Source organism: Dactylosporangium aurantiacum, assembly GCF_000716715.1.
Classification (GTDB): Bacteria; Actinomycetota; Actinomycetes; order Mycobacteriales; family Micromonosporaceae; genus Dactylosporangium; species Dactylosporangium aurantiacum.
In genome coordinates this window covers 50725-72982 of record NZ_JNYJ01000044.1, presented here as the reverse complement: position 1 = coordinate 72982, position 22258 = coordinate 50725, and the positions used below count along the sequence as shown (strand labels likewise).

Annotated in this window: 28 protein-coding genes and 1 tRNA gene; 19 read left to right on the top strand and 10 right to left on the bottom strand. The window is 66.8% G+C overall.

Features of this window, described 5'->3' with window-relative positions:
- The first annotated feature begins 284 nt into the window (after window positions 1-284).
- A complete protein-coding gene (locus tag OP18_RS58030) occupies window positions 285-1208 on the top strand; it encodes a hypothetical protein (protein ID WP_156090100.1) in 924 nt (307 codons plus the stop codon).
- Window positions 1199-2095 (top strand): hypothetical protein, encoded by an 897-nt coding sequence (locus OP18_RS58025; RefSeq protein ID WP_156090099.1) that lies wholly within the window; start codon window positions 1199-1201, stop codon window positions 2093-2095. Before OP18_RS58030 ends, OP18_RS58025 begins: the two co-directional genes overlap by 10 nt.
- Window positions 2096-2157: 62 nt before the next feature.
- Here OP18_RS58025 and OP18_RS62705 read toward each other — a convergent pair whose 3' ends face one another.
- A complete protein-coding gene (locus OP18_RS62705; protein WP_369335524.1) occupies window positions 2158-2745 on the bottom strand; it encodes a 2'-5' RNA ligase family protein in 588 nt (195 codons plus the stop codon).
- Window positions 2746-2817: 72 nt separating this feature from the next.
- Window positions 2818-4074: a helix-turn-helix transcriptional regulator gene (locus OP18_RS39070; RefSeq protein ID WP_156090098.1), complete on the bottom strand. Its 1257-nt coding sequence runs from the start codon at window positions 4072-4074 to the stop codon at window positions 2818-2820.
- Between the two features lie 371 nt (window positions 4075-4445).
- Here OP18_RS39070 and OP18_RS39065 point away from each other — a divergent pair, with 371 nt between their 5' ends.
- From OP18_RS39065 to OP18_RS39010, 12 genes are all read left to right on the top strand, one after another.
- Window positions 4446-4766 (top strand): hypothetical protein, encoded by a 321-nt coding sequence (locus OP18_RS39065; RefSeq protein ID WP_033364217.1) that lies wholly within the window; start codon window positions 4446-4448, stop codon window positions 4764-4766.
- Window positions 4757-4990, top strand: coding sequence for a DUF397 domain-containing protein (locus tag OP18_RS39060; RefSeq protein WP_033364216.1), 234 nt, complete (start codon window positions 4757-4759; stop codon window positions 4988-4990). Before OP18_RS39065 ends, OP18_RS39060 begins: the two co-directional genes overlap by 10 nt.
- Window positions 4991-5088: 98 nt before the next feature.
- Window positions 5089-5469 (top strand): hypothetical protein, encoded by a 381-nt coding sequence (locus OP18_RS39055; RefSeq protein WP_033364215.1) that lies wholly within the window; start codon window positions 5089-5091, stop codon window positions 5467-5469.
- 143 nt (window positions 5470-5612) lie between these two features.
- On the top strand, window positions 5613-6341 hold the full coding sequence (locus OP18_RS39050; protein WP_033364214.1) for a GntR family transcriptional regulator: 729 nt from the start codon (window positions 5613-5615) through the stop codon (window positions 6339-6341).
- A gap of 131 nt (window positions 6342-6472) precedes the next feature.
- Window positions 6473-6862 carry a hypothetical protein gene (locus OP18_RS39045; protein ID WP_033364213.1) on the top strand — a complete coding sequence of 130 codons (390 nt, stop codon included), beginning with the start codon at window positions 6473-6475 and terminating at the stop codon, window positions 6860-6862.
- 281 nt (window positions 6863-7143) lie between these two features.
- Entirely contained in the window at window positions 7144-8745 is a 1602-nt protein-coding gene (locus OP18_RS39040) for an FtsK/SpoIIIE domain-containing protein (protein WP_033364212.1), read from the top strand.
- 65 nt (window positions 8746-8810) lie between these two features.
- Window positions 8811-8978, top strand: coding sequence for a hypothetical protein (locus tag OP18_RS39035; protein ID WP_245635680.1), 168 nt, complete (start codon window positions 8811-8813; stop codon window positions 8976-8978).
- A gap of 8 nt (window positions 8979-8986) precedes the next feature.
- Window positions 8987-9499: a hypothetical protein gene (locus OP18_RS39030; RefSeq protein ID WP_052387987.1), complete on the top strand. Its 513-nt coding sequence runs from the start codon at window positions 8987-8989 to the stop codon at window positions 9497-9499.
- Between the two features lie 14 nt (window positions 9500-9513).
- On the top strand, window positions 9514-9750 hold the full coding sequence (locus tag OP18_RS39025; protein WP_156090097.1) for a hypothetical protein: 237 nt from the start codon (window positions 9514-9516) through the stop codon (window positions 9748-9750).
- A complete protein-coding gene (locus tag OP18_RS39020) occupies window positions 9747-11447 on the top strand; it encodes a replication initiator (RefSeq protein ID WP_033364209.1) in 1701 nt (566 codons plus the stop codon). Before OP18_RS39025 ends, OP18_RS39020 begins: the two co-directional genes overlap by 4 nt.
- Window positions 11440-11652 (top strand): helix-turn-helix domain-containing protein, encoded by a 213-nt coding sequence (locus tag OP18_RS39015; protein WP_033364208.1) that lies wholly within the window; start codon window positions 11440-11442, stop codon window positions 11650-11652. The genes OP18_RS39020 and OP18_RS39015 overlap by 8 nt, the downstream gene beginning before the upstream one ends.
- A complete protein-coding gene (locus tag OP18_RS39010) occupies window positions 11652-12809 on the top strand; it encodes a tyrosine-type recombinase/integrase (protein WP_052387986.1) in 1158 nt (385 codons plus the stop codon). Before OP18_RS39015 ends, OP18_RS39010 begins: the two co-directional genes overlap by 1 nt.
- A gap of 10 nt (window positions 12810-12819) precedes the next feature.
- On the opposite strand, the gene OP18_RS39005 is transcribed toward OP18_RS39010, so the two are convergent.
- A tRNA-Arg gene (locus OP18_RS39005) sits at window positions 12820-12895 on the bottom strand.
- 579 nt (window positions 12896-13474) lie between these two features.
- Between OP18_RS39005 and OP18_RS39000 the strand changes: the two genes are divergently transcribed.
- Window positions 13475-14770, top strand: coding sequence for a hypothetical protein (locus OP18_RS39000; protein WP_052387985.1), 1296 nt, complete (start codon window positions 13475-13477; stop codon window positions 14768-14770).
- Window positions 14771-15453: 683 nt separating this feature from the next.
- Here OP18_RS39000 and OP18_RS38995 read toward each other — a convergent pair.
- The 4 genes from OP18_RS38995 to OP18_RS58020 form a co-directional block, all read right to left on the bottom strand.
- Window positions 15454-15882 carry a hypothetical protein gene (locus OP18_RS38995; protein ID WP_033364231.1) on the bottom strand — a complete coding sequence of 143 codons (429 nt, stop codon included), beginning with the start codon at window positions 15880-15882 and terminating at the stop codon, window positions 15454-15456.
- On the bottom strand, window positions 15879-16295 hold the full coding sequence (locus OP18_RS38990) for a prevent-host-death protein (protein ID WP_033364207.1): 417 nt from the start codon (window positions 16293-16295) through the stop codon (window positions 15879-15881). Before OP18_RS38990 ends, OP18_RS38995 begins: the two co-directional genes overlap by 4 nt.
- Before the next feature lie 205 nt (window positions 16296-16500).
- The gene (locus tag OP18_RS38985; protein WP_156090096.1) at window positions 16501-16836 is read right to left on the bottom strand and encodes a hypothetical protein; all 336 of its coding nucleotides are present in this window, start codon (window positions 16834-16836) and stop codon (window positions 16501-16503) included.
- Window positions 16833-17129 carry a helix-turn-helix domain-containing protein gene (locus OP18_RS58020; protein ID WP_245635679.1) on the bottom strand — a complete coding sequence of 99 codons (297 nt, stop codon included), beginning with the start codon at window positions 17127-17129 and terminating at the stop codon, window positions 16833-16835. The genes OP18_RS38985 and OP18_RS58020 overlap by 4 nt, the downstream gene beginning before the upstream one ends.
- Before the next feature lie 1108 nt (window positions 17130-18237).
- Here OP18_RS58020 and OP18_RS38980 point away from each other — a divergent pair.
- From OP18_RS38980 to OP18_RS38970, 3 genes are read left to right on the top strand one after another with little or no spacing between them, the layout of a single operon-like run.
- A complete protein-coding gene (locus tag OP18_RS38980; protein ID WP_033364230.1) occupies window positions 18238-19062 on the top strand; it encodes a replication-relaxation family protein in 825 nt (274 codons plus the stop codon).
- Entirely contained in the window at window positions 19059-19754 is a 696-nt protein-coding gene (locus OP18_RS38975; protein ID WP_033364205.1) for a replication-relaxation family protein, read from the top strand. The genes OP18_RS38980 and OP18_RS38975 overlap by 4 nt, the downstream gene beginning before the upstream one ends.
- Complete coding sequence (locus OP18_RS38970; protein WP_033364204.1) at window positions 19741-19953, top strand: helix-turn-helix domain-containing protein; 213 nt, start codon at window positions 19741-19743, stop codon at window positions 19951-19953. Before OP18_RS38975 ends, OP18_RS38970 begins: the two co-directional genes overlap by 14 nt.
- Before the next feature lie 96 nt (window positions 19954-20049).
- Here the strand turns inward: OP18_RS38970 and OP18_RS61220 are convergent, their stop codons facing one another.
- Window positions 20050-20370 (bottom strand): hypothetical protein, encoded by a 321-nt coding sequence (locus OP18_RS61220; protein WP_245635678.1) that lies wholly within the window; start codon window positions 20368-20370, stop codon window positions 20050-20052.
- A gap of 66 nt (window positions 20371-20436) precedes the next feature.
- On the opposite strand from OP18_RS61220, the gene OP18_RS38965 reads away from it, so the two are divergent.
- Window positions 20437-21519, top strand: coding sequence for a site-specific integrase (locus OP18_RS38965; protein WP_245635677.1), 1083 nt, complete (start codon window positions 20437-20439; stop codon window positions 21517-21519).
- A 24-nt stretch (window positions 21520-21543) separates the two neighbouring features.
- Here OP18_RS38965 and OP18_RS58015 read toward each other — a convergent pair whose 3' ends face one another.
- Window positions 21544-21696, bottom strand: coding sequence for a hypothetical protein (locus tag OP18_RS58015; protein WP_156090095.1), 153 nt, complete (start codon window positions 21694-21696; stop codon window positions 21544-21546).
- 48 nt (window positions 21697-21744) lie between these two features.
- Window positions 21745-21972 (bottom strand): type II toxin-antitoxin system HicB family antitoxin, encoded by a 228-nt coding sequence (locus OP18_RS53680; protein ID WP_052387984.1) that lies wholly within the window; start codon window positions 21970-21972, stop codon window positions 21745-21747.
- Window positions 21973-22258 lie beyond the last annotated feature (286 nt).

The window sequence follows — 22258 nt, the reverse complement described above, 5'->3', positions numbered from 1 at the left end:
CGGGCTTACGGCGCCGGCGCTTGCGCCGGGCGCCGCTTGCACGCCGAGCCGGGCGACCACGTCCGGGCTGCGCCGAAGGCGCCTTGATCTAGTACAGCCGAATTCGGCAACCTCCGCACTGCTGCCGCTTCGGTCACGACTGTCGTTGGCGATTTTGCGAGGTGAGAGCGATTTGTCAGCCCCCGGTGGAGGACCGCTCAAGCAGTCTTTGGCTTGCTCGAATCGCTCAAAACCGACATAATTGTGTCGCTCCACTCTGGCGTGAACATCGATAACATGCTCGTGTGACCACGCCCGCTAGCGAACAAAACAATACGGAGTCCACTCCTCCCATCAACCCGGGAGACCCTCCTCCTCAAGCTCCCGCTCTAGGTGATCATCGAAGCGAAGGTGACCAACACAGCGAAACCGGGGCAGTGGAGAGTCCGAGGCAATCTGATGCACCGGGCCTAAGGGTTGAATTGGAACCACTTGGCTTCTCGCACGCTGCCCAACTGCTGATTGTCGCCGCCGTAACATTGGCAATGCTTAAGCTTGTCCGCGTCGCACACGGAGACGGCAATCTTGCCATCTCCATACTTCAAGCGTCCGGCTACATCCCTCCCATTGCCTCCATCCTGCTTGCACAGTTTCCTTGGATTCTAATTTACGGAACCGTTCATCTGGTGGAGTACCGATTGGCTCGCCAAGAAGCAGGGCTGGGTAAGGCGTTTACACCGTTTCTGTGGGCAGCCATGATCACTGCATTTAGTGTACTTCTAAACTTCGCTCCGTGGTATGCCGTGGTACTCGGCCCGATTACGGTTGTTAGCTATGCATATGCAAACAAATATTGGCAGCAAGCTGCTCGTCGTACCGGCCGACAAGTTCCTCCTCAAGAGTATATGCGGACGAGACGTCGCAATATTGCCAGCGCTGCGGCGCTGACTCTATTTCCCTTCGTGCTACTGCAAGTAATTTCGGATGATCCTTGGGCTCCCGATGAAATGATCTCCACGTCGACCGCCCAATATCACGGAATAGTTGTAGGGCAAGACGACGACTCGCTGATTGTGCTTTTACAAGATGGTCGCTACCTCAAGTATGTTCCAAAGGATCAAATCGAAAGCCGCGAAATGTGTAAGTCGCGCAATGCGACAAAGACGGTCGCTACGGCTATTGGCCGGCAGAAGTCGAACGGTGGGGTGAACTGTCCGGAGTGGCGCTGACGCTGCTCGTTTCCGTGAAGCCAGAAGGCGAGGAAGAAGTTGTGGTGGAAGATACTCGTGTAGACAGCCAGACGTCGACGCCGCCAGCGTCCGGTGATTCGCCAACCGAGGAGTCTGCCGCAGGCAATTCAGGTGACGCCGCTAGAAATGCATATCGCGCGTGGGCAGCAGAGGCGACGCGTTCGATGATCAGGGAGCATCTTGGTCTAATTCTTGCTGCAATCCCCCTCGTTCTGGCAGTCCTCCGAATCGCACGAGTTTCTGAACTTGACTCCACCACTGTTCTGGTGTTGCTAACTACGATGGACGTCGCTTCCTTCTTGTTGGCAACCATTGCCCAAACGGGGCCATTCTTGGTTCTAACCATCACTGGTTACATGATTGTGAGTAGGCGTCGATACGCACCCGACACGCGAGCATTCCGAGATCTTCATTTCGGCCTACGCTTCGCGATCCCCGCTGCGGGAGTAGCAGCCCTGCTGACATCATGGCAGGGTCTTCTACTACTCCTTGCTGTAATAGCCGGGATCATTGGCATCGACTTGCTCTTCGAGTGGCTCGATCGACGAAGGGATCGAAAAGTTGCGGCACCTTCTCTCCTGGGAACCCTCGGCCTTCTGCTCGTCAACCTTTACGTGCTCCCAGCATCAATGTGGCTTCCACCAATGGACTTGACTCGTCAAGATGGATCACATCAGACCGTATACATTCTGGATCAAGACGATCAGCAGATGCTTCTAATGAACGAGCATGATCGCCGGATCTACAACTTGGAGACCGCCGAAGCGACTAGTACGACACCATGTCGGCTCAAAGACTCTAACCATCGACCTATCTCTTCACTCATATCGGACAGCAAGCGGCCGATCTTGGGCATCTGTCCGTAGTCGTTGAGCAAAACTTTATCCGAAGGAGAGTAGACGGCACAAAAGGGCCGATCGTCAACCGTTCATACAAGTAGGGGAACGGTCGCACAAGTCGACCACCTGTAGGTCCTTCCTTCACGACGCAGCAGCACGAGGTCGACAGACGCTGTGTACAGTTCGACGGTTGGAAGTTCCCGAAGCGCCTGTACCTTCGGTATCAGCAAGTCAGGAGTTTGCCTGCTGTTGCAGTACGCCACTCCGATATGTGGACGAAAAGGTACGGAATCATCGGTTCGATCAGCGAGATTCGCCAACCTAAGGCGTTGGTACAAGTCGAGCACTGGGTCCCATGGGGTCACGCTGAAACGAACGGCACCAGGTGAGCCCGCGAGTGGCCCAGCCTTCAATGTAAACGATTTCGACGACGCACAATGCTGGGTCGCTCGCCTGATGACCGCTTGTACTTCCGCGGGGCTAATTTCGTCTTCCCATGCCAATTTCGGCATCGTGAGATGCAGGGCATCAAGCGGGACGGGGTCAAGGTAGGGAAGTTCAAGCTGGCTTTGGCATTGCTCGGCCAGATCGCGCAGATCGGGCGAGTCCCATGTTAGGTACCAATAGTAGGCCCGGCGACCGGGTGTCCATCCTGGGCGGTCCCAGTGGTTCTGCATGGTGGTGAGCGCGGAGAAGCGTTCCCAGTCTTCCTGCACTCGATCCATAGCGGCGAGGATAGTGTCCGGCGGTCAGCGGCGTTGTACCGCGCGCAGCGTCTCGGCGGCCTCGGTGAACGCGGCGGTGCCGGACCAGCGTGAACCTGCGTCGAGGCACTCCCGGCTGCGCTTGAGGACTGAGAGGATCGGCCGCTCGGCGGACAGGGTGAGTGCTTCGACGACCAGGCCGGCGGCCTGCTCGGGTTCCGGCTCGTCGGCCAGAATGAGTGCCTTGGCGATGTCGAGCCGAACGAGCGACTGGCTCCAGCGCGACTCGGACGCTTCGAAAACCGGCATCACCTGGTCGGCGAACTCACGCACTCGGTCCGGCAAACCGAGGTCGACGTACGCGGTCGCGGCATTCGAAGCGGTACGGGCGTTGCTGTACAGCCCGAACGAGATGCAGGACGATACGCCTGCCGGGGTCTCGAACTGCTCCGCGAGCCGGTAAGCGCGCTGGACGGCTTCGTCGACGCCTCGGACGTCGCCGAGCTTGCCCAGGGCGCGGGCCTCGCCGTTGCTGGCAAGGCGGATCGCCTGGGGTCCGTTCTTGGCGTACCGCTGGCCGTCGCGGGCAAGGTCGACCGCGGTGCGGTAGTCGCCGACATAGTAGGCGCAGAAGCTCTGCGTGCCGCGTGCCCAGGCTTGGAGGTCGGTGGAGCCGGCGAACTCGCCGAGCTGAAACGCCTCCTTGCTGTACGCGCTGGCGGCGCCGAACTTCCCGAGGTTGACGGCCATGTAGCCGAGCAGACCGGACAGCTTGCCGGCGATGAGGTACAGCTTCTCGCGGTGGTGCGGGCGCTGTGATCCATCCAGGACTCGTTGCACATGCTGGCGCTGTCGCACCACGTGGTTGACGAGCGGCTCGGGGCCTTGCTGCTCGTACAGCTCGACGATCGAGTCAATGGCGTCGTCGAACTGGGCGGTCGTCTGGTCGTCGGCGTTGGACGAGGTCAGGCGTTGCATGCGCTCGACGATGTCGAGCGGCGATTCGAATAGCGCATCAACGCTGCCGGTGCTCGCGTGCTGCACAACTGGCACGACCGTCGGGTGCGACATGCTGAGGTGCTGCTCGGTGATGCCGTACAAGGTGCAGATCAGCCGGCGGTAGCGCCGGTCCGGGGCCTTGACGTCACGTTCCCACTTCGACACCATCTGGCGGTCGACGCCGACGCGCTCGTTGAGGTCGGTCCATGCCTGCGCGGCGAGCTTGTCGACGAACTCCTGTTGCGTAAGGCCGTGCTGCTCGCGCAGCCGACGGAGTTGTTCACCCAAACTCGTGCTGGTCATGCCCGCCCTCCCCGACTCCAGCACCCAATGTAGCTGCCCGAATACAGCATTCACAGGGCCTGGACTACTGGCGGGACTACAAGGGGACTACATCGCGGACCTCCTATGTCCATAGGTGATTTCAGATGCTTGTCGTGTGTCTCAGACGGGTGTCACTCCAGGAGGTGCTGACGTGCGGCCTGCTCGCTGTGCAGGTTGTGAGGGTCGGGGTTGGCGGGTGGCCTCTCCCCGGCGACAACTGGCAACGGCAGAGGGTCCGCGTCAGTACGTGCGGAAGACCTGTCCCGACTGCCTGGGCGTGCCCATTCAGTACCGCTCGGACGCGACGTGAAGCAGAGAAGAACTCGACTCAGGCCGAATGGAGGCGAGCGATGAGGGCGACAACCTTCCGGGTGGCGGAGGTGCCTGTGGCGCCACAACCGGATCTCGACCTGGATGTCCGGACGCTGCGGTCCTGGCTCGCGGTCGACGACGACGGCGACCCGGTCCTGGTGCTCAAAGACGACGACATGACCGTGGTCATCGACTTCGGGCTCGGTGGGCGCTGGGACACCGCGATCCGCGCGGCCGAGCACCTCAGCGACAGTGCTCTCGCGTACGCATCGAAGCTGCGCGACGTGATGGCTGCCCAACAGACTTCGCCGGCCGAACAGGAAGAGCCGGCGGACAGCAAGGAGGAACCATGCAGGTGACCAAGGACGGCGTGACTGTCGACCTGGCCGACGCGAGCTGGGTCAAGAGCAGCAAGAGCGGCCCGTACTCCGACAACTGCGTCGAGGTGACCGGCCTCGACGGTCCGCTCGTCGCGGTGCGGGACTCCAAGAACCCGGACGGCGCGGTGCTGGCGTTCACGCCGGGCGAGTGGGACGCATTCGTCGAAGGCGCCCGTGGCGGCGAGTTCAACCGGGTCGGTTAGCGAAGCGAAGGCGGCCCCTCGATGCTGGTATCACCGAGGGACCGCCACCCATCGTGACACTTCCGGGCGACACCCGGAACACCGAAGGGTGGTGCTGCATGATCGTGCAAGACGACCTTCGCGGTGACGCGCTCAGGCTGGAAATCGCCATCGCGCTGCTTCCCCTCGTCGGTCGCGTCGTACAGCTGCAGGACGACCAACCCGTCCGGCACCGGGGCAACCGGCTGACCGACCAGGACGACCGGCGACTCGTGATCGACGATGCCGCGCGGCGCTGGGAGCTGCTCGACTCCGGGCAGCAGCGCTGGTACGGCGACAACCTGCGGACGGCGCTGTACGAGTACACGTGCGAGTACGTCGAAACGGTCGAAGCCGGCGCGCCCGGGATCGACGAGATGGACTCGCGCGGGTACGAGAGCGCCATGGAAGCGTTGTGGCGCCGGCATGTCGCCGCGCTCCGGTCTGCCGCCACGCACTGACGGAACGGCCCCGGCATCGGCTGGTGTCCGGGGCCTCATCACGGCTCGCTCGTCTGGATCCCCGGTCTGGGGATCGACAGCGGGACGTCCTCACAGTTAAGGTCTTGACAAGCTATGTTGTCGTCTTTGAATGGTGGGTCTCCGTGCCGATCGAGTACAGACCTCCCAAGTACATAACCATCGTCAACGCGTTGCAGGCCCGCATCGAGGACGGCACGTACGCTTCCGGGGAGATGCTGCCCAGCGAGACGGCGCTCATGGCTGAGTTCGACACGTCGCGGCCCACGGTCGTGCGGTCGCTGGAGATCCTGCGGCAGGACGGCTGGATCGACACGCAGCAGGGCAAGGGCCGGTTCGTACGGTCGAAGCCGCCCGAACCACGGAAGATGCCCGCGCACGCGGCATCGCTGCTGGCCGACGAGGCGGTGGGCCGGGTGCGGATCCTCGACGTCGCCGAGGTTCCGGCACCCGCGCGGGCAAGCTCGGCGCTGGACATCGACGCAGGCTCGCCCATCGTGGTGCGGCGCCGGCTCGTCAGCGTCGACGGGCTCGGCCCGGTGGAACTCGGCACGGTCTACGTCCCGGTTGGTCTCGCCGCAGGAACCGACGTCGGCTCGACAGCACCCCTGCCGGAAGGGCTGCTTCGGCACCTGTCGGTACGCAAGGGTGTCCAGTTCACGCACGTGACCGAACGCATCTCCGCCCGCCCGGCGACGCCGGATGAGCGGGAGCTGCTGGAGGTCGACGACGGCAGTTGGCTCCTGACCGCGTTGTTCGCGGTGTACACAAGGGACGGTCTGCCGGCGTTCGCGCTGGATGTGGCAGTGCCGCCGGCTCGGCACGAGTTCGAGGACTCATTCCCGATTACTTAGACGAGATGCCCGCATTACTTCAATGCGGGCATCTCGCCAAACTTCGGTCCCTGAGCACTTAACAAGCTAGGTTTCATCGCTACACTTGGATTGCACATAACAAGTTAAGTGGTTGTCAGAAAGGATGAGAAGTGGCGCTCAAGGGTGGGACTCGGTTCTCGGTCCGGTTCGAAGACGTGTTCCCGGCGGGGTGCGCGCTGGTGCCGGACTCGATCGTCGAGGCGCAGGACTACAACGAAGTGACGAAGGCCCGCACGCCCGCGGTGGACAAGCTGACCGGGGTGCGGGTGTGGACGGTGCGGGTGTCGGACCTGGACCCCGATCTCGCCGGCCGGTCGCGCGAGGTCGCCGTGAAGATCTCCTCGCCGGTGCAGCCGGTGCCGGACAACGGGACGCCGTTCGCGCTCGTCGAGTTCGAGGGGATGACGGTCACGCCGTACGTCGGTCCGACCGGTCGGCTCGCGTACTCGTACCGGGCGACGGGATTCCGTTCGTCGCAGCCGGCCCGCAAGGCCGCGTAAGCGATTCAAGCGCGGGGCGGTCTGTATGCCGTAGGAAGCCGGACCGCCCCGCTGCCAACCAAGCCCATTGCTGAGGTGTGGAAGGCGGTTTCATCATGCCCATTTCTGGGCGGCGTCGCCAAACCTGCCCCGGCCAACTCCTGCTGCTCATGCCTGTTGCGCGCGATGCGCGGGGCCGCTTCACCCGCTGGTTCACCGGGATGCCGCGCCAATGGCTGGCGGTCCGCCGGGACGCGCGGGGGCGGTTCGCAGCGCTGGCGCCTGCGTAGGAAAGGTCGAAGGTGAACAAGAGCAACAACGTCCCGCTGGTCAACTTCCGGCGCCTGTCCGTCCCGGCGCCGTGGTGGCTGGTCATGTGGATCGTCATCCCGTACCTGCTGTTCAAGGCCACGGTCCTGCTCGTGCGGTCGCTGCCGGTGCTGTGGCGCAACCGCACCTCCGTCACCCTCGCCGTGCTCGCGGTGTGGCTGTGGCACCGGAACGGCTGGGAGATCCTCGCCCTGTTCGCCGGGGTCGCCGGCGCAACCGTCGGCGTGTGGTGGTGGCGGTGGCGGCCGTGGTGCGAGCGGTTCGTCGTGCTGCCGGTGCTCTCGTGGTGGCAGCGGCTGTTCGTGTACCAGCTGCACTGGCGCGAGGCGATGACCGTCTGCCGGCTCGCGGAACGGTTCGACAGCAAGCTGAACGTGCCGAAGCTGCTCCGCGTTCGCTGCACGTATGCCACCGATGAGGTGCTGTTGCGGATGCCGCGTGGGCAGAACCCGGACGACTACCACGCGGCGGCAGCGAACCTGGCGTACTCGTTCGGCGCGCGGATCTGCCGGGTCTACTCGGGCCGGCGGGAGCAGCCACCCGCACGCACCAACCGGCTGCTGCGGCTCGTCGACCGGTTCCGCTACCGGGACCGCCCCCGCCTCGTGTGGCTCGTCTTTGTCCGCCGCGACCCACTACGCCGCACCGTGCCCGCGTTCGACATCCCGGATGCGACCGACCTGGAGGCGCTGCCGCTCGGCGTGCGTGAGGATCTCGTCCGGTACGTGCTGCGTCTGCTCGCCACCCACGTCTTGATCGTCGGCGCGACCAGGGCGGGCAAGGGCTCGGTGCAGTGGTCGCTGATCCGCGCGCTCGCCCCGGCGATCCGCTCCGGCCTGGTGCGGCTATGGGGCATCGACCCCAAGGGCGGCGTGGAGCTGTCCCTCGGCCGGCAGCTGTTCAGCCGGTACGAGTACGCCACCGTCCCGCCGATGGTCGCCATGCTGGAGGAACTCGTCGAGGTCATGCGGGAGCGGCAGGCCCGCATGCAGGGCAAGACCCGCGTCCACACGCCGACCCTCGACGAACCGCTCTACGTGCTCATGGTCGACGAGATCCTCGCGCTCGTCGCGCTCCTGCAGGACGTCGACCTCCGTACCCGGGCCAAAGCCGCCCTCGCCATGCTGCTCACGCAGGGCGCCGGACTCGGCGTGCTCGTCATCGCCGCGACCCAGGACCCGCGCAAAGAGGTCGTCGAGCTACGCGACTTCTTCCCGACCCGGATCGCACTGCGGCTCAACGAACCCAACCACGTCGACCTCGTCCTCGGCCAAGGCTCCCGCGCCCGCGGCGCCCTCTGCGACCAGTTGTCCGCGCGGCCGTCCATGCGGGGGATCGGGTACGTCGTCCTCGACGACCGTCCGGAGCCTGAGCGGGTCCGGTTCGCGTACGTCACCGACGACGAGATCCGCGACATGGCCGTCATGTACGCCGCGCCGGTGGTCGTCGAGCGGCCTGCGGCAGTACCGGAGCAGCGGCGAGAACCCAGACACGTCTACAAGCCCGGACGGCACGCGCAAGGGCCGCTGCTGCCGGACTCGCTGACGAACTTCCTCGACAGTGAGGCGGCATGACCCGCCGGTTCTACCGCCTCCGCGCACCACACGTCAGCAACGGCTCGTCCGCCGTCACGGTTCGCGTGACCGACGACGAAGACCTCTACCTCGCCGTGGGCGCGGGCCGCCGGCGGATGTACGTCACGCCCGCTGAGGCGTGGGCGCTGTGGCGGTGCCTGTCCGAAGCGGTCGCCTCGACCGGCGAACCACCGGATTGGATCCGCGTCCCGATCACCCCGAAAGCCAAGTGAGGCAACGCATGCGCCGCATACGGCTCCACGTCGAAAGCGTCGTCCTGGTCGTCATCCTCCTCGTGGTCGGCGGCATGGCCGGCGCCGCGTCGTTCACTCACGTCCACGACTGGACCATGGCGAACTCCCCGGCCGGTACGGCGGACTGGTTCGGCTGGGCCAACGCCGCCATCTCCGAACTCGTCCCCATCGCCTGCGCACTCGTCATCCGGCGCCGTCGCCGGTCCGGGGAGTCGACGCGGTACCCGTTCGCCGTCCTCACCGCGGCGGTCGTGCTGTCGCTGTCGGCGCAGCTGGCGGTGGCGAAGCCGGGCATCTCCGGTGGCCTGCTCGCTGCCGTACCGGCGCTGGCGTTCATGGCCCTCGTGAAGCTCGTGCTGTCCACCAAGCCGCAGCCCGCACCGCACGAGCCATCGCCGGCAGTGGTCATCGACCAGGTCCCGGTGCCCGAACCGGTCGCGGCGGCCGTTCCGGTGTTCCAGCGCCTCAACGGCGCGATCCCGTCCGGTGTCGTCAAGTGAAGGAGGCCACCCTCATGCACCTGCTCCAAACCTTCGTCGAAGCGGTTGCCGACCGGCTGCACGCCGCCACCGACGCCCACGCCCGCGCACAGGGCCTCGTCGTGCAGCGGCTGCCGTGGGGCGGTCGCCGGATCGGTCACCCCATGGTCGGCCGGTACGCCGCCGCCCGCCGCGAACGGCTGCTGCACGGTGACGCCGACGCCATCGACCGGATGTTCCTCGACGCCCCACAGCCGGCGGGCCGCCGATGACCGTCGACACGTTGCCCGGCCTCGAAGAACCTCACGAGGTCGGGCCGCGCCCCGGCTCCCGGGCCGCCCGCATGCTGATGCCCCTCGCCGCGGACGTCGTGAAGGACATGGCGACCGAGTACGGCGTCTGCCTCCGCCCGGTCGGCCTGCGCCGTACCGACCTTGCGACCGGCCAGACGGAGATCATCGACGTCCCGTGCGGCGCCACCCGCGAGGACAAGTGCGTGCCGTGTGCGAAGCGGGCTCGACGGCTGCGCAAGACCCAGATCTGCGAGGGCTGGCACCGCGCCGACGAACCCGCCCCCGCGCCGAACCCGGCCACGGAGGAGCAGCGGTCGCTGATCAGCCTCCGGGCGCACCTCGAGTACTTCCGCGACCAGGCGGTGCGGGAGTCGAAGTGGGACGAGGTCGGCGAGGTCGACGACGCGATCCGCGAGGTAGAGGAGGCCATCGCGGCCGAAGGTCTCCGGGGCACCGTGGCGCCGGCGCACGACAAGCCGGAGGAACCGAAGCGGCAGCGGTCCACCCGCCGGCGCCAGGACGCCCCCGCGCTGCCGCGTCAGAAGGTGCAGCCGCGCACGGTCGGCCGGGTCTACACCGCACCGGACGGCACCGAACACCGGCCGTCGATGTGGCTGACGATGACCCTCGACTCGTACGGCCCCGTACGAGAGGACGGCTCGCCGCTCGACCCGTCCCGCTACGACTACCGGCGCGCGGCCTGGGACGCCATCACGTTCCCGCGCCTGCTCGACCGGTTCTGGCAGAACCTACGCCGCTGCGTCGGCTGGAACGTCCAGTACGCCGGCTGCGTCGAACCCCAACGCCGCCTCGCCCCACACGCCCACTTCGCCATCCGCGGCACCATCCCCCGCACGGTGCTGCGGGAGGTTGCGGCGGCCACCTACCACCAGGTCTGGTGGCCCCGCGTCGACCAGCCCACCTGCCGTCCGCTCTGGGACGCCGACGCCGAGGTCTGGCGCGACGCGGACGGCCTGCCGCTGCAGACGTGGGATGAGGCGCTCTACGCGATCGACGCCGACCCCGACGCGGAACCGGCGCATGTGATCCGGTTCGGCAAGCACGTCGATGCACGCGGCGTCGCGGCGGACAGTAAGGACATCGACCGCACCGTCGGCTACATCACGAAGTACATCACCAAGTCCGCGGCCGACTGCCACACCGTGACCACCGACCGGCAACGGGCACACCTCGAACGGCTCTGGCAGGAACTGCGCGTCACGCCGTGCTCGGATCGGTGCGCGAACTGGCTGCTGTACGGCATCCAGCCGAAGAACGCTCACGGGAAGCTCCGGCCGGGCAACTGCAAGGGCAAGGTCCACCAGCGCGCCACGCTCGGCATCGGCGGCCGGCGCATCCTCGTGTCCCGCGACTGGTCGGGAAAGACCCTCGCCGACCACCGCCATGACGCCCGCGCCTGGGTCAAGGCCCTCCTCGGCGTCGCCGGCGGCGTCGACCAGGTGCCGGTCACCGAACTCGACAACGGAGCACCGGCACCGGTCGCGTGGGAACTGGCGAAGCCGAACGACCCGGACCTGCCACCGATGCGGCATCGCCTCCTGCGCGCACTCGCGCAACGGATGCAGTGGCGCAGCGCCATCAACGCCGCCAGGGACAGGGCGGCGCAGTACGAGCAGACAGCCAACGACAACAGGGAGGAACGCAACGGTGAGTGACCGGCTGTTGAAGGTCGCAGAGGTGGCCGAACGGCTCGGAGTGACGGAACGGTTCGTGCGCCGGCTCATCGCCGAACGCCGGATCGAATACGTGAAGGCAGGCACACACGTTCGCATCAAGGAGGAAGCACTGACCGCCTACATCGACGAGTCCACGGTGGTGCCGATCCGCATGGGCTTGCACGGCAACGGATTGGTGGCGTGATGGCAGACAACAAGCGCCGTCGCTTCGGCGCCGTTCGGCAACTTCCGTCCGGCCAGTGGCAGGCGCGCTTCACCGGCCCGGACGGCCAGATGCATGCCGCACCGCAGACGTACTCGACCAAGGCTCTCGCGGAGCGCTACCTGAGCACGGCCGAAGGCGACATCGCTTCGGGCCGCTGGATCTCGCCGCTCGCGGCCAAGATGCCGATCTCGGAGTGGGCGAACCAGTGGTTCACGGCTTCGCAGTCACGCTGGAAGATCAAGACGCAGGAGACGTACCGCTCGGTCATCGACCGGCTGATCGTGCCGCACCTCGGGAAGGTGAAGCTCGGTGCGATACGTCCCCTGGCAGTGACGCGGTGGGTCGGCACCCTCGCCGAGACCGTGAGCGCGTCACAAGTCCGGCAGGCGTACCGGCTCCTGTCGCAGATCATGGCCTCGGCGGTCGACAACGGCATGATCCCGGTGACTCCCTGCCGAGGTGGGCGCGTCGCCGGCCTCCCGCGTCTGCCGCAGGCCAAGCCGACCGTGCTTGCGCCGGCGGACGTCGCCCGCCTTTCGGCAAAGTGCGAGCTGCCCGATCGCGTCCTGGTCCTGCTGCTCGCGTACGCCGGACTCCGGATCGGTGAAGCGCTGCCGCTGCGCCGCCGGTCCTTCGACCTGTCCAGCCGCCGGCTCATCGTCGCCGAAGCGGTGTCGCAGGTCCGCGGCGGCTCGGTGATCGGTACGCCGAAGAACCACCAGCAGCGGGAGCTGGTCCTGCCCACGTTCGTGGCTGACGCGGTGGCGGAACTGCTCGGCAACTTGCCCGAGGGTGAGGACGCGTTCCTGTTCGGCGGCCGGCAGAAGCACACGAGCGACCGGCAGCAGAGCTACTACGGCTTCCGGAGCCGGTTCCGGGTAGCCGCCGAAGCGGCCGGCCTCGACGGGCTCAAGCCGCACGACCTCCGAGCCACACACGCGTCCTGGGTCTCGGACTCGCACGGCATCATCGTCGCTGCCGCCCGCCTCGGCCACGCCGATGCCAGCGTCACGACCAGGCATTACGCCCGTCCACTCGGCGGCAAGGACGAAGAGGTCGCGGCGCACCTCGACAAGGTGGCCCGGAAGGCAAGTGGCACACGAATGGCACGCAAGATCAAGAAGAACGTGCCATAAGGCGCTGACCTGGTGCCCCCGGCAGGATTCGAACCTGCGACACACGGTTTAGGAAACCGTTGCTCTATCCCCTGAGCTACGAGGGCGCGGAGCACAGTGTACCGACGCCCACGCTGACCTGCGTCGGCATATCCCGCCCCGGCGTGACCCGGATTCGTTCGGGCTGGTGGGAGCGCAGACCGATCACACAATCGGCGTTTGCGACGAGCGGGGTCCGTCCGGTATGCCCGGTTGGGTCGCAGTGACCCGGGCTGGCTCGCTTCGCCGATCACTCGTCGAGCCGTTGCGGGTTGCTCGATGCCAGCGGATACGGGCGAGGATCGCGCGCTGGCATCACCCGCTCCCAGCCGCGTGCTGGAGGCCGCAGGGATGGCGACGCTTGGAGGCAAAGCGCCATCATGCATGAGGCCAAGACGAACCTGCGACTGCGACTCATCCGGGATCAACGCGAAGATCGCCTTCGACTTGTGCAGCGGCAGATGAGCCTGCTGCTGGACACCCAGGTCGCGATTTGGGACGGGTCGAACATCGTCACGTTCATACCGTCGCGGCGGACCCGGTTGCCGTCTCCAGCGCGCCGATCGAACGCGAGTTTCTGACCAGTCGTGCGCTACCCGTGTGGCGGGCGGGACGGTGACAATGCAGCGGCCGGAGGAGGCTGATCGATGACGGACATGGACGAGAACACATTCGAGGTTGAACTCGTCGAGCAGGACGCCACCCTGAACATCGCGAAGGCGGTCAGCGCTCGGCATTCGATCGCTCGCAAGTACGTCATGCGCGCCCGCCGACGGAATCCGGATGCAACGCCTGCCGAATTGATCCGACTGCTCGAGCGCCAGTACGTCACCGCCATCAGCACTGCGGGGGCCGTCATCGCCGCCGGTGCGATAGTGGTGGATGTCGGGATCGCACTGATTCCCGTCGCTGGGGCCGCTGCGGCAGGTGCCAAGAGCGCGAGCCAGCAGGCAGCGAAGAAGGCGAGTAAGGAAGCCGCGAAGCAGGCGGCGAAGGTCGCCGCTAAGGAAGCCACGAAGGCGGCGGCTAAGGACGCAGCGCTCGGCGTCGCGAGGACAGGAGCCCGGCGAGTCGCGGCGCTGCTCCCAGCGGGTGACGAGCAGTTGCAGTTCGAGATCACCGCGATCTTCGGACTCGCCATCGCTGACATCCACGGCATGGACCTCGATAAGGAGCAAGCTCACGCCCTGGTCTACGGACTGTCGAATGGGCGCGTCAGCCAGCAGCAGATTGCGACGATGGCAACTGACCTGGCAACTGTGTCGACGGGCGGTGCCGTTGGCGTCGGACACGCGATTGCCGCAGGCCGGGGCGATTGGTCGCATTGGGCGAACACGCTTGCGGACATGCTGCCTGGGGGTGCGGCGCAAAGCCTCGTTGGCACCATCCAGACGGGCCAACTGGATACCTTGCGCCTGAACTTGAGTGGAAAGCAGCAGGCGACGATCGAATACGGAGTCGGAGCCCTGGCAGGGGGCGTCACGCGTTTCCTCTTCGGTCGGGAGGTGGTCGACGCTGCTCGGGTCGCATTCCCGGATGCCCCGGACAAGTTCCCGGCACATCTGGCCATTCCAGTGAAGGCGAAGCGCGAGGACGACGACGTCAAGGCCGAACCGAACCGGGCACTCGCAGCCTTGGAAGGCGCCGCGAAGGCAACGGGAAACTGGATCTCCGACGCAGCCAACGCGGCGGGTGCCGGGGTAGTAACGGCGGCGGGCGCTGTGTCGCGTCCGTTCAGAAGCGTCGACCTGGACGGCGACGGTATCCCGGATGCTCCGCAGGCGCTGACCGCGGTGAAGGGTGTAGGCGGAGCAATCGCCGGTGCGGCCGGTGCGGTCGGTGGAGCAGCCGTTTCGCTGTTCAAGACCAAGAAGCTGGGACGCCACGCCACTGGCGTCGACCAACGTCAGGTCGCGGACACGGCGACGGAAGCCGAAGAGTAGGCGTCAGGACACCATGCGTCTGGCATGTTGAAAGCCATTCTCACGGGCGCTCAGTAGCCGCAGGCGCCGATCTCATGGGCTCATGTATGGCCTATGGCAGGAGGCAGCCAGGTTGATCACTGTGACAGGGGAGGTCGGTCGTGGCCGAGGCTTCAAACTGGCGAGACGTGAAGGCAAGGGCTCGAGCCGCCGACCCGATCTGGGACGGCGCCGAGCGAGTTGCTCGCCGCCGGCAGACGCGAGAGCAGATACTGGCGGCGGTCAGCAGGGCTGAACGGTGCGATCTGCAGGCGCAAATTGGCGCCGACTCGGGGAGTGGCATGCCTCCGCCGAATACCTTCCGTACCTGATCAGTAAGGTCTACAAGACGCACGGGAGTGAGCTTTCGGCTGGTGGCGACGCCCTTCAGTTCCTTGGTGTCGTCGCCGACCTTGGCCAGCCGAAGGAGTGGCGGGTCGCTACCCCGGACTCTCCGACAACTTGCAGCAAGGTGCGTCCGCTGGCGGCGGCAACCTTGTCTCGCTCCACGGTGCGGTCGTTCGGGTCAAAGGTGGCCTTCTGCGCCCACCGCACCGCGGCCTCGTAGCCGTCGATCGGCGCGGAGGTGCTGACCGCGGGCAGTTCTGAGGTCGTCGATGGGTCCTTCCGATCTGGTTGAGGCTGCGCTCTTGCCTTTGAGGGCTTCAGACGCCCTCGGCCCAGTGCTGGTTCAGCCGCGCGATGGCCTCGTCCTTGGTCATGCGCGCCACGTCCGGTTCGGTGAGGCCGACCCGGGTGATGAGCAGGTGCACCACCTCGGTCGGGATCGGTTCGGCTGTCGGCGCTTCCGGCTTGCCCCGGGCCGGCGTGACGCCAGAGCGCACGCAATTCCAGAAGACGTCCTCGGTGACGTCGAGCTGGTCGCGCAGGATGTGACTCCAGATACCTGGGCCGTAGGTGCTGCGGTCGGGCGGGTGGGAGATCCGAGTTCGCAGAATCCGGCCGTCCGGCAGCACCAGCTCGTACGTCACATGATGGGAGCCGGTCCGGCCACGGGCGGTCCGGACGGGCTCCCATCCCTCGAGTTCGCAGAACTTCTGGTGATCCTGGCGCGTCGGCGTCGGCCAGCTCATCGGGCCGGACCCGCCAGCCATTCGCGCAGTTGGAGGTCGTCGCTGAGCTCGATCACTTGGACCAGCGCCCAGTTGCTCCGGTGATTCGGCGCGTCCAGCAGCCGCTCCTGCCAGTCGTCGGCATACTCCCGCAACGCCACGATCATCTCCTCGATCGCCTCGTCGAACGTCGCCGCGTCAGCGGCGACCGGCACTCCGGGCAGGAACACCGACCATCCACCGTCCTCGGCCACCACCTGCGGCAACGGCAGGACACCGACGAGGCTGGCGCGCAGCCGCTCGGCGTCCACGACCGCAGCCCGGCCGGTCTCCCGTTGCACGGTCGCCACCCGGCCACGGCGCGCAGCGTCGAGTAGGTCTTTGAAGTGCGCCCGAGCGGTGGAATAGCTGTCGAAATGCGCAGCAATGGACATGATCCCCCCTAGACGTTCCTCCTTAGCATGCAACCTACGCCCACGTACGTCAAGTACGTGACGTACGTGGCAGCTGTTCGACTTGTGGCAGCGACAGATCCTGAGCCCGTACATCCACTACCACCAGGCGTGACGACGTACGTTCAGGAGTTCTCTGCTTCTTGGCCGTGAATGAGCGGCTGCCACCCGTCGCCGCGTTCGGCGATTACCTGGGCAGGTCGTCGGCGGCGAGGGCAGCTCGTAGGCCGTCGCACGGTGTGAGGCGCGGCGGGATGCCGGGGATCATGGCGTGGCGGCGGCTGCCGCAGATGGCGCATCGCTGGTCGGGTTCGAGGGTCCACGCGAGGAAGCGCCGGTACAGCGTTGCGGGGTCGGTGTTGGCCAGCTCTCGTTGGGCGATGGCCATGAGGTTGGCCATGGTCTGGCGCAGCATGGCGGGGTCGTTGTCCCGCAGGCTTCGCTGCGCCTCGGTGCATGGCCATGGCAGTCCGTCGACGGCGCAGGTCCAGGACGGGCGGACGACCCGGTGGGTGGCGCTCAATGTCGGCTCCCCGCGTGCCGGCGTTTCCGGTCGGCGGCTGCGGTCCGGCGTAGGACGGCCATGGGGAGATCGAGTGAGTCGGCGATGGCGGTCAGCAGCGGTGCCGTCGGGATGCGCAGGCCGCGCTCGTACCGCGAGATTTCGTGGCGGGTGAAGGTCGGGCGTCCGGACTTGGCGCACAGGTGGTCTGCCAGGTCGCCTTGAGTGAGGCCGAGTTGGTGCCTGCGGCGGGTGATCAGCTGGCCGAAGCTGCCCGCGGTCGGTGGGCCGTGGCGTGGCGGTACGTCTGACACGAGTCCTCCCCTGCCGGTGGATTTCCGGGATGGCTGGACGTCGATGAACGCTCGCCTTTGCCGCGGAGTCAAGTCGTCGTTGTCGTGACACCACCGCCGACAGGGGACCGGCACGGCACGCGACGGTTATGACATGCGGCGTGGACAACGCTGACATCGACGCGGCGCTGGCGACGATCGTGTCATCGGTGAGTGACATTGGGTGCGGCGACTGTGACAGCAGGGCGTGTCACATCCGGGCCACGGCGATGTCAATCGATGATCTTCGCTGACATTCCGCGATGTCACGGCTGACATCACCGTCGCGGTGCAGTCCTCCGTCAAGGTCAAATGATGCCTCACCTGGTGTTTGACATGCCGTCGCGTCGGGGTGGCATGCCACATTGGCCCACCGCGCGTTGCGCGCGATTGGATCGACACGCGAGTGACATCCGGTGGCGCGCTGTGACAGGCGGTTCCTGACATCGGCTCGCGTCGTTGACACGGCGATGACACGCGAGCGACGTCATTGATGATCGTAGTTGACATCTACCTGTCCACGCTCTGCCGCCGGTTGTCAGCAGTCCGCGTGACACGGCGGATGTATCGACACCGCGCGTTGGCCGAGCCGTCGGCGCTCACAACCGCTCACAGCGATCAGTTCCGCTGTGAGCGGCTCGCCGCCCGGCTCTCACAGCAGCTCACACGCACTCACAGCGCAAATCCTGCCCGTACCACGTGACGCTCACAGGAAGCCCGGTCCTGCGCTCACAGCGACTCACGGAGCACTCACGAGCCCGGCGCGGAACGCCTGTGAGCGGCTGTGAGCGGCTGTGAGCGGAGGGGGTGTTCGCCAGCGCTCACAAAGGCGGATAGGGAGATGCAGGGCCCGACGGCCGATGGAGCAGGTGCCGTCGCCGTTCGCTACGGACCCCGTGAGGTCGGTAGGCGCTTTGCCGTCGGTGCTGGCGTCCTTGTTGACCGCCGTCATGGTGTCCGTCTTGATCCGGACCCCGCAACGGACGGCGTCGGCCGCTGTCCCTGCAGCACGTGGCCCGTTCCGCCGTTCGGGCGGCGGCTCAGAGACACGTTGCGTTCTCTCTCCCCGTACCAGATGAAAGGGATCACCGTGCCTGACCAGGTCTTGCGGGTGCAGTCGGTGTTGACTGCCCGCGACCATCAACTCCTCGACTGGCTCTACGACCACGGGGTCCTGACGACCGGGCAGATCGCTGAGGCGCTGTTCCCGTCGCTGGACTTCGCGCAGCACCGCCTGCACCGGCTCACCGCGCTGAAGGTGGTGGACCGGTTCCGGCCGTTCCGGGCCGAGGGCGGCTCGTACCCGTTCCACTACGTCATCGACCAGCTCGGCGCCGAGGTTGTCGCGGCGCAACGCGACGAGCCGATACCCAGACCCGGGTACGCGAAGGCGATCCGCCGCCGCTGGACCGCCTCCCGCATCCTGCAGCACCGCCTCGGGGTCAACGGCTTCTTCACCCAACTCGCCGGCCACTCCCCGCAGGCATTGGAACGGTGGTGGCCCGAGTCGGAATGCAGCGCACCCGGTGCGTTCGCCGGACCGGGCGACCGGGTGGAGCTCATCACGCAGACCCTCATCCGCCCTGACGGGCACGGCGTCTGGTCCGGGGTGCCGTTCTTCCTCGAGTACGACACCGGCGGCGAACCACTCACCGAACTGCTGCGCAAGCTCGCCGGGTACGCCCGGTTCGTCGCGCTCGGCGGCCCGGCGTGGCCGGTCCTGCTGTGGCTGCACTCCCCGGACCGCGAACACCACCTGCACCAGCGGCTCGCCGACCTCGGCCCGCTCGGGACGCCGGTCGCCACCGCCGCCCGCGTCCCCGGCACCCACCCCGCCACCGGGCCCTGGTGGCTGCACGGCCACCCCGGCCCGCACGCCCTCGCTGACCTGCCCACCGGAGGCACACAACCGTGAAGACCACCTTCTCCCTCACCGACCTGTGCGGCCTCATGCCGCGCGACCGCTGGGCCATCGACATGCTCGCCGAGCACCGGGCCCTAACCACCGACCAGTTCACCGCGGTCGGCTACGACTCCACGTCGGCCGGCGCTGGTCGACGGCTGCGGACGCTGGCCCGCCGCGGCTGGCTCGTTCGCGTCGACTCGGGCTGGCGTCTCGGCCCGTCCGGCGTCCAGCTGCGCCGGCCCGTTCCTGGCGAGCCAGATCTGACCGTCAACCAGTTCTTCGTCGACCTCGCCACCCATGCCCGTACACAGGCGGGCACCGACCTTCGCGCCTGGCGGTCCGTACCCGCTCCGTACGGCGAGTACCTGCACCACGGCAAGCGCATCGGGTTCTGGGACCAGCGCGACCCTGGTGGACCGTCGTCGCGCTGGCTGCGCAGGTACCGCTCACTCGCCGACAACACCGGCGTCAGGTTGCTGCTGGTCGCCACCGACGACCGCTTCGAGCACCAGCCGGAAGGGCTGACCATCGCGGCCAGCCGCCCCGGCGAACTCGCCTGGCATGTTCGCGGTGAACGCCTAGCCCTGCACGAACTCCCCGAGGCCGAGCAGCTCGACCCATCGGTGCACCCGATCTACGACCCGCAGCGGCCGTACGACGAGGCCGTCGCCGACGGCGTGTACTCCTATGTCCACGCGTAGCGCCTGGACTCCCGAGCGGCTCCGTGCGCTCGGGCCGACCACCGACCTCGCCACCGCAGCGGAGATCCTCGGCATCTCGCGGTCCGCCGCGTACAAGCTCGCCCGCCGTGGCGCGTTCCCGGTGCCGCTGCTCAAGGTCGGCGCCGTTTATCGCGTACCGACCGCGCCGCTGCTCGCCGCCATCCACCACGACGCGTAAGCAACCGCCGGCGCTCGCCCGCCACGACTTGAACACGGTGGCGAGGCGAGCGTCGATGGTCCACGACAAACCGTTGCCCACCCTGATCGGAGCACATCACCGACCATGGCAGAAGGAAGCATCTTCAAACGCTGCGGCTGCCGCGACCCACACACCGACAAGCCGTACGGCACCCACTGCCCTCAACTCCGCCGCCCGAACCGCTCCTGGAACCCGCAGCACGGGCACTGGGCGTACCAACTCGAACTCCCACCCACGCTTGACGGGCAACGGCGGCTGCTGCGCCGCTCCGGCATCGACACCCGCCAGCAGGCCGTCGCCGAACGCGACCACGCCCGCGCCCTGCTCGCGCTCGCCGGCCGCGACCGCCGCCGCCAGATCGAGATCGGCGACGTCGTCCAGAACGCGGTACGCCACCGCCTCCCGTTCCCCGACGTCGACCGCGTCCGCCAACGCCTACGCGGCGACGGCCCGCTCGGCGACATGCCCACCGTCGGCGAGTACCTCACCACCTGGCTCGAACACCTCACCGCCGACATCAACACCATCCACGGGTACGAGTCGATCGTCCGGAACCATCTCATCCCGCACCTCGGCGACGTACCCCTCGACAAACTGCGCACCAGCCACCTGCGGGCGATGTTCGTGGCCATGGAACACCGCAACGCCGAGATCCGCTCGCTCAAGGCGAGCCCGGACCCGGCCGTGCGCAGGACCGTCGCACGAGTCCGCCCCACCGGGCCGGTCACCCGGCACCACATCCGGGCCGTACTGCGGAAGGCGATCAACGACGCCCTCGCCGACGAACTCATCGTCGGCTCCAACCCCGCCATGCTCGTCAAGACACCCGCCGACCGTGCCCTGCCGATCGTGTGGGAGGACGAACGCGTCGAACGGTGGCGGGCCACCGGCGAAGTCCCCGGGCCGGTCATGGTCTGGACCGCTGAGCAGGTCGCCACATTCCTCGACTACGTCGCCGACCACGACCAGGTGATCCACCCGATGCTGCACCTGATGGCGTACCGCGGACTCCGCCGAGGCGAAACTGTCGGGCTGCGCGACACCGAAGTACGGCTCGCCAAGCGCGAACTGACCATCAACAACCAGATCGCCATCATGGGCCACCGGACCATCCAGAAACCGCCGAAGAGCCGAGCCGGAAACCGGGACATCGCCCTCGACGCCGACACCGTCCGGGCGCTCACGGCGTACAGGGCGCTTCGCGCGACATGGCGACTCGTGGCCGGGGAGGCGTGGCCGGACACCGGGTTGTTCTTCGTCCGCCCTGACGGACAGCCGTGGCATCCGAACGCGTTCAGCGCCCGGTTCCGGCTGCTGGCACGGAAGGCAGGGATGCCGCCGGTACGGCTGCACGACCTACGGCACTCAGCGGCCACCATTGCACTGGACGCCGGGATCGATATCAAGGTCGTATCCGAGCAACTCGGCCACTCGACCACCACACTGACCCGGGACACGTACCAAAGCGTCACCAAACAGATGCACCAAGACGCAGCCGACGCCGTTGCCGCCAAAATCGCGAGCAGGGCTCACGTACGCGGTTAATCCGGAGACGCGACGGTCGGATCTTCAGGCCGATTGCTGCTGGGCATTGTGGCTGCGCATGCGGCGGACAAGCGCCTTTCTGCCCTTGCCGGTAATCTCCGGCACCCGCTGCGGCGATAGGTCGAACACGCGGCCGACATCGCGGAAGGTCATGCCGTCGGCGATCGAGCGATCCAACGCCTGCTTCGTTGCCTCAGCAGCGCGCCGATCGGCCTGCTGCGCTTCCTACCGCGCGCGGAGCGCATCGAGGACGTCCTCGGCATCAGGGACCTCAGGTCGCACGGTCACCGCGAACGAGTCCGACGCGACGTCCAGGAACAGCGCGATGGCCTCTCGGGCCATCGTCTCGGCCTCGGCGAGCCGCCGCACCTGACTGTGGATGCCCTTGACCTCTGGCACGGTGACTGCCCACCAGTCGCCGGAACGCCGGCAGACCGCGGTGTAGTTGTTCATCGCCACCAGTCCTCTCCCAGCTCGCTGCTGAGATCACGCATGATCCCACCGGCGGTGAACTCATTGTTGTCGCTGTGACCTGGGCCTACCAGGAGGGCAAGCACCCGGGCCGTAAAGCGGATACCTCCCCCTGTCATCGCATTGAGCGATCGACGTCTGCCTGCCAGAACCAGACAATCGGCTCTTACGTGCCAGGTCGAGTGATCGCCACGATGGAGGCGAACCCTGGCCGATAAGGGAGGGAGCACACCGAGACGCTGATCTGCAGGTGCAGAATGGGGGCCCG

What these genes read in the sequence shown, in the direction of transcription:
- OP18_RS62705 (WP_369335524.1), bottom strand. Translation starts at nt 2,745, where the DNA reads ATGCAGAACCACTGGGACCGCCCAGGATGGACACCCGGTCGCCGGGCC.
- OP18_RS39070 (WP_156090098.1), bottom strand. Translation starts at nt 4,074, where the DNA reads ATGACCAGCACGAGTTTGGGTGAACAACTCCGTCGGCTGCGCGAGCAG.
- OP18_RS39065 (WP_033364217.1), top strand. Translation starts at nt 4,446, where the DNA reads ATGAGGGCGACAACCTTCCGGGTGGCGGAGGTGCCTGTGGCGCCACAA.
- OP18_RS39060 (WP_033364216.1), top strand. Translation starts at nt 4,757, where the DNA reads ATGCAGGTGACCAAGGACGGCGTGACTGTCGACCTGGCCGACGCGAGC.
- OP18_RS39055 (WP_033364215.1), top strand. Translation starts at nt 5,089, where the DNA reads ATGATCGTGCAAGACGACCTTCGCGGTGACGCGCTCAGGCTGGAAATC.
- OP18_RS39030 (WP_052387987.1), top strand. Translation starts at nt 8,987, where the DNA reads ATGCGCCGCATACGGCTCCACGTCGAAAGCGTCGTCCTGGTCGTCATC.
- OP18_RS39025 (WP_156090097.1), top strand. Translation starts at nt 9,514, where the DNA reads ATGCACCTGCTCCAAACCTTCGTCGAAGCGGTTGCCGACCGGCTGCAC.
- OP18_RS39020 (WP_033364209.1), top strand. Translation starts at nt 9,747, where the DNA reads ATGACCGTCGACACGTTGCCCGGCCTCGAAGAACCTCACGAGGTCGGG.
- OP18_RS39010 (WP_052387986.1), top strand. Translation starts at nt 11,652, where the DNA reads ATGGCAGACAACAAGCGCCGTCGCTTCGGCGCCGTTCGGCAACTTCCG.
- OP18_RS39000 (WP_052387985.1), top strand. Translation starts at nt 13,475, where the DNA reads ATGACGGACATGGACGAGAACACATTCGAGGTTGAACTCGTCGAGCAG.
- OP18_RS38995 (WP_033364231.1), bottom strand. Translation starts at nt 15,882, where the DNA reads ATGAGCTGGCCGACGCCGACGCGCCAGGATCACCAGAAGTTCTGCGAA.
- OP18_RS38990 (WP_033364207.1), bottom strand. Translation starts at nt 16,295, where the DNA reads ATGTCCATTGCTGCGCATTTCGACAGCTATTCCACCGCTCGGGCGCAC.
- OP18_RS38970 (WP_033364204.1), top strand. Translation starts at nt 19,741, where the DNA reads ATGTCCACGCGTAGCGCCTGGACTCCCGAGCGGCTCCGTGCGCTCGGG.
- OP18_RS38965 (WP_245635677.1), top strand. Translation starts at nt 20,437, where the DNA reads ATGCCCACCGTCGGCGAGTACCTCACCACCTGGCTCGAACACCTCACC.
- OP18_RS53680 (WP_052387984.1), bottom strand. Translation starts at nt 21,972, where the DNA reads ATGAACAACTACACCGCGGTCTGCCGGCGTTCCGGCGACTGGTGGGCA.